This is a genomic window from Arthrobacter sp. ISL-5 (assembly GCF_018613835.1).
In the GTDB taxonomy this organism is placed as follows: Bacteria; Actinomycetota; Actinomycetes; order Actinomycetales; family Micrococcaceae; genus Arthrobacter.
In genome coordinates, this window is the sequence record NZ_JAGGPM010000059.1 from 1 (window position 1) to 5,966 (window position 5,966).

The following is a 5,966-nucleotide window of genomic DNA, read 5'->3' on the forward strand; positions in this document are numbered from 1 at the left end:
GTCCGGAAAGTAGTCGCAGGTGCTGGGAGAGCGTGTGGTGGTTGGGGGTTTAAATGCGGGAGAGCCCCAACCATGACTGGTTGGGGCTCTCGACCGTTTAATGGTTGTCCGGCGGTGACCTACTCTCCCACACCCTCCCGGGTGCAGTACCATCGGCGCTGTGGGTCTTAGCTTCCGGGTTCGGAATGGGACCGGGCGTTTCCCCCACGCTATGACCGCCGTAACCCTTCTACCCGTCACACACCAGGGGTGTGTGTGGGAAAACTAGTGGTTACAACATTAGTGGTGTTGTTATTTAGTTGTGGTTTTGTTCCCTGACAGCAAACCTGTGGGTACGGGTTTGTTGGTTGGGAACCACATAGTGGACGCAAGCAGTCTTGTTTCTTTTTACCGCCCCTGGTTGCAAACGCTTTTGAAGTTCGTTTGCAGGGGTGGTGTGTGGTGTAAGTTATCGGCCTATTAGTACCGGTCAGCTTCACGAGTCGTTAGTCCTCGCTTCCACATCCGGCCTATCAACCCAGTGGTCTGGCTGGGGGCCTCTCACACACAAGGTGTATGGAAATCTCATCTCGAAGCGAGCTTCCCGCTTAGATGCTTTCAGCGGTTATCCCATCCGAACGTAGCTAATCAGCGGTGCACTTGGCAGTACAACTGACACACCAGAGGTTCGTCCGTCCCGGTCCTCTCGTACTAAGGACAGCCCTTCTCAAATTTCCTGCGCGCGCAGCGGATAGGGACCGAACTGTCTCACGACGTTCTAAACCCAGCTCGCGTACCGCTTTAATGGGCGAACAGCCCAACCCTTGGGACCTACTCCAGCCCCAGGATGCGACGAGCCGACATCGAGGTGCCAAACCATGCCGTCGATATGGACTCTTGGGCAAGATCAGCCTGTTATCCCCGAGGTACCTTTTATCCGTTGAGCGACGGCCATTCCACAATGTACCGCCGGATCACTAGTCCCGACTTTCGTCCCTGCTCGAGATGTCTCTCTCACAGTCAAGCTCCCTTGTGCACTTACACTCGACACCTGATTGCCAACCAGGCTGAGGGAACCTTTGGGCGCCTCCGTTACTTTTTAGGAGGCAACCGCCCCAGTTAAACTACCCATCAGGCACTGTCCCTGACCCGGATTACGGGCCGAAGTTAGATGTCCAAAGTGACCAGAGTGGTATTTCAACGATGACTCCACCCGAACTGGCGTCCGGGCTTCAACGTCTCCCACCTATCCTACACAAGCCACTCCGAACACCAATACCAAACTATAGTAAAGGTCTCGGGGTCTTTCCGTCCTGCTGCGCGTAACGAGCATCTTTACTCGTACTGCAATTTCGCCGAGTTTATGGTTGAGACAGCGGGGAAGTCGTTACTCCATTCGTGCAGGTCGGAACTTACCCGACAAGGAATTTCGCTACCTTAGGATGGTTATAGTTACCACCGCCGTTTACTGGGGCTTGAATTCTCAGCTTCGCCTTGCGGCTAACCGGTCCTCTTAACCTTCCAGCACCGGGCAGGAGTCAGTCCGTATACATCGTCTTGCGACTTCGCACGGACCTGTGTTTTTAGTAAACAGTCGCTTCCCCCTGGTCTCTGCGGCCCCGATCCCCTCCCACCAGCAAGTGGTGTTCAAGGTTGGGGCCCCCCTTCTCCCGAAGTTACGGGGGCATTTTGCCGAGTTCCTTAACCATAATTCTCTCGATCGCCTTAGTATTCTCTACCTGATCACCTGTGTCGGTTTGGGGTACGGGCGGCTAAAACCTCGCGCCGATGCTTTTCTAGGCAGCATAGGATCACCGAATCCCCCCTTTACGGGAGTCCCGTCAGATCTCAGGCACGTGATTGAACACACAGAGACGGATTTGCCAATCTCTGACCCTACATCCTTGGACCGGGACAACCATCGCCCGGCTCGGCTACCTTCCTGCGTCACACCTGTTAATACGCTTGCCTCCCAGGATCAGGTCCCGCGCTCCACCAAAAACCGCACACCACAAGGGTGATTGGTCAGGTCTCGGGCGGTTAGTATCCCCTGTTCAGCATGGGCGGTTTTTCGCCGGTACGGGAATATCAACCCGTTGTCCATCGACTACGCCTGTCGGCCTCGCCTTAGGTCCCGACTTACCCAGGGCAGATTAGCTTGACCCTGGAACCCTTGATCATCCGGCGGACGGGTTTCTCACCCGTCTTTCGCTACTCATGCCTGCATTCTCACTCGTGTAGGCTCCACCGCTGGTTTACACCGCGACTTCACCGCCCACACGACGCTCCCCTACCCATCCACACTCCTGAACCACGAAGGCTTGGAAAACATGTGAATGCCACAACTTCGGCGGTGTACTTGAGCCCCGCTACATTGTCGGCGCGGAATCACTTGACCAGTGAGCTATTACGCACTCTTTTAAGGATGGCTGCTTCTAAGCCAACCTCCTGGTTGTCTTCGCAACTCCACATCCTTTCCCACTTAGCACACGCTTAGGGGCCTTAGTTGGTGGTCTGGGCTGTTTCCCTCTCGACTATGAAGCTTATCCCCCACAGTCTCACTGCTGCGCTCTCACTTACCGGCATTCGGAGTTTGGCTGACGTCAGTAACCTTGTAGGGCCCATTAGCCATCCAGTAGCTCTACCTCCGATAAGAAACACGCAACGCTGCACCTAAATGCATTTCGGGGAGAACCAGCTATCACGAAGTTTGATTGGCCTTTCACCCCTACCCACAGCTCATCCCCTCCATTTTCAACTGAAGTGGGTTCGGTCCTCCACGACGTCTTACCGTCGCTTCAACCTGGCCATGGGTAGATCACTTCGCTTCGGGTCTAGATCACGCCACTGCAACGCCCTATTCAGACTCGCTTTCGCTACGGCTTCCCCACACGGGTTAACCTCGCGACGTAACACTAACTCGCAGGCTCATTCTTCAAAAGGCACGCCGTCACCACTACCATGCACACAAGGTGCGGTGGCTCCGACGGATTGTAAGCACACGGTTTCAGGTACTGTTTCACTCCCCTCCCGGGGTACTTTTCACCTTTCCCTCACGGTACTGGTCCGCTATCGGTCATTAGGGAGTATTTAGGCTTATCAGGTGGTCCTGACAGATTCACACGGGATTTCTCGGGCCCCGTGCTACTTGGGATACTCTCCAGGCGGTACACAGCATTACGGTTACGGGGCTCACACCCTCTACGGCCGGCCTTTCAAGACCGTTCACCTATACCTGCACCTCACCTCGCTGTCCCGGCAGAGACAACACGGAAAGTCCCACAACCCCGCCCATGCAACGCCCGCCGGCTATCACACATGGAACGGTTTAGCCTGATCCGCGTTCGCTCGCCACTACTAACGGAATCACTATTGTTTTCTCTTCCTGCGGGTACTGAGATGTTTCACTTCCCCGCGTTCCCTCCACGCACCCTATGTGTTCAGATGCGGGTCACCAGATCACTCGCGCGTCTGGCGGGGTTTCCCCATTCGGACACCCTGGGATCACAGTCCGGTTATCGACTCCCCCAGGCTTATCGCAGATTCCTACGTCCTTCTTCGGCTCCTAATGCCAAGGCATCCACCGTGTGCTCTTAAAAACTTGACCACAAAAGATCAAGGAGTAATTTCGAGAGAACCACAGAAACCAACCACACCCAACAACCACTCCCCCAAAAGGAAAGCCATCATCACGTGCAGCCAGATCCAGGTTCATATTCTTGGAAATTGCTTCTTATAAAAGATGCTCGCGTCCACTATGTAGTTCTCAAACAACAACCCCATACCACACACCCCACACACACAACCCACACAAAAGCGGGCCGATACATGCATGATCGGTGCAGCCAGGAAACCAGAAACACAAGTCCCGGACAACCCGCAGCCAAAAGCCGCAGCATCCCCGGTCCTGTTGCCTCAGGACCCAACAGTGTGCCAAACACTACCCGGCGATCCAGCCCGGTCCCGTTCCAGGACCACCACGCTCTTTCCGAAGAAAAAACACAGGGTCCGTACTTGTAACCGGCCAGTGCCGCCAGGCACCTATTTGCTGATATTCCACCCATGAGCACCCGCCGCAGAACTTGCGTCTGCGCAACGGGCTGTACTCCTGACAAACCCCCGCACCCCGCATACACGGGATGGAGCGAATGTAGGTGCTCCTTAGAAAGGAGGTGATCCAGCCGCACCTTCCGGTACGGCTACCTTGTTACGACTTAGTCCCAATCGCCAGTCCCACCTTCGACGGCTCCCTCCCACAAGGGGTTAGGCCACCGGCTTCGGGTGTTACCAACTTTCGTGACTTGACGGGCGGTGTGTACAAGGCCCGGGAACGTATTCACCGCAGCGTTGCTGATCTGCGATTACTAGCGACTCCGACTTCATGGGGTCGAGTTGCAGACCCCAATCCGAACTGAGACCGGCTTTTTGGGATTAGCTCCACCTCACAGTATCGCAACCCTTTGTACCGGCCATTGTAGCATGCGTGAAGCCCAAGACATAAGGGGCATGATGATTTGACGTCGTCCCCACCTTCCTCCGAGTTGACCCCGGCAGTCTCCCATGAGTCCCCGCCATTACGCGCTGGCAACATGGAACGAGGGTTGCGCTCGTTGCGGGACTTAACCCAACATCTCACGACACGAGCTGACGACAACCATGCACCACCTGTGAACCGGCCCCAAAGGGGAAACCACATTTCTGCGGCGGTCCGGTCCATGTCAAGCCTTGGTAAGGTTCTTCGCGTTGCATCGAATTAATCCGCATGCTCCGCCGCTTGTGCGGGCCCCCGTCAATTCCTTTGAGTTTTAGCCTTGCGGCCGTACTCCCCAGGCGGGGCACTTAATGCGTTAGCTACGGCGCGGAAAACGTGGAATGTCCCCCACACCTAGTGCCCAACGTTTACGGCATGGACTACCAGGGTATCTAATCCTGTTCGCTCCCCATGCTTTCGCTCCTCAGCGTCAGTTAATGCCCAGAGACCTGCCTTCGCCATCGGTGTTCCTCCTGATATCTGCGCATTTCACCGCTACACCAGGAATTCCAGTCTCCCCTACATCACTCTAGTCTGCCCGTACCCACCGCAGATCCGGAGTTGAGCCCCGGACTTTCACGGCAGACGCGACAAACCGCCTACGAGCTCTTTACGCCCAATAATTCCGGATAACGCTTGCGCCCTACGTATTACCGCGGCTGCTGGCACGTAGTTAGCCGGCGCTTCTTCTGCAGGTACCGTCACTTTCGCTTCTTCCCTACTGAAAGAGGTTTACAACCCGAAGGCCGTCATCCCTCACGCGGCGTCGCTGCATCAGGCTTGCGCCCATTGTGCAATATTCCCCACTGCTGCCTCCCGTAGGAGTCTGGGCCGTGTCTCAGTCCCAGTGTGGCCGGTCACCCTCTCAGGCCGGCTACCCGTCGTCGCCTTGGTGAGCCATTACCTCACCAACAAGCTGATAGGCCGCGAGTCCATCCAAAACCACAAAAAGCTTTCCACCCCCCACCATGCGATGAGGAGTCATATCCGGTATTAGACCCAGTTTCCCAGGCTTATCCCAGAGTTAAGGGCAGGTTACTCACGTGTTACTCACCCGTTCGCCACTAATCCCCCCAGCAAGCTGGGGATCATCGTTCGACTTGCATGTGTTAAGCACGCCGCCAGCGTTCATCCTGAGCCAGGATCAAACTCTCCGTTGAAGTAAAACAAAAACAGACACAACCAATGAAACCACGGGAAAACGCGGAACCAGGCTGCACAAAATTTGAAACCAGCCAAAAACACCAGACCATCCACAGGGGCGGACAGCCCGGCAAATTCAACCAATTCATATAAACAAATCGGTATCAACAAACTTGGCACACTATTGAGTTCTCAAACAACAGACACACCCGGCACCACCACAACCAATCGGTCGCGGATCGCTCCGGAGCAACTTTTCAAACTTACCCGATCTCAAGACCCAAAGCAAATCAGCGTTTCCGCGATCCGCCAG

Annotated in this window: 3 rRNA genes; all 3 read right to left on the minus strand. The window is 55.4% G+C overall.

Annotation, left to right across the window (positions count from 1 at the left end):
- Positions 1 to 106: 106 nt before the first annotated feature.
- Positions 107 to 223: ribosomal RNA gene (rrf, locus tag J7I89_RS24050) — 5S ribosomal RNA — on the minus strand.
- A 215-nt stretch (positions 224 to 438) separates the two neighbouring features.
- A 23S ribosomal RNA gene (locus tag J7I89_RS24055) occupies positions 439 to 3,586 on the minus strand.
- Between the two features lie 558 nt (positions 3,587 to 4,144).
- Positions 4,145 to 5,670, minus strand: a 16S ribosomal RNA gene (locus J7I89_RS24060).
- The 16S, 23S and 5S rRNA genes sit together here, the layout of an rRNA operon.
- Positions 5,671 to 5,966 lie beyond the last annotated feature (296 nt).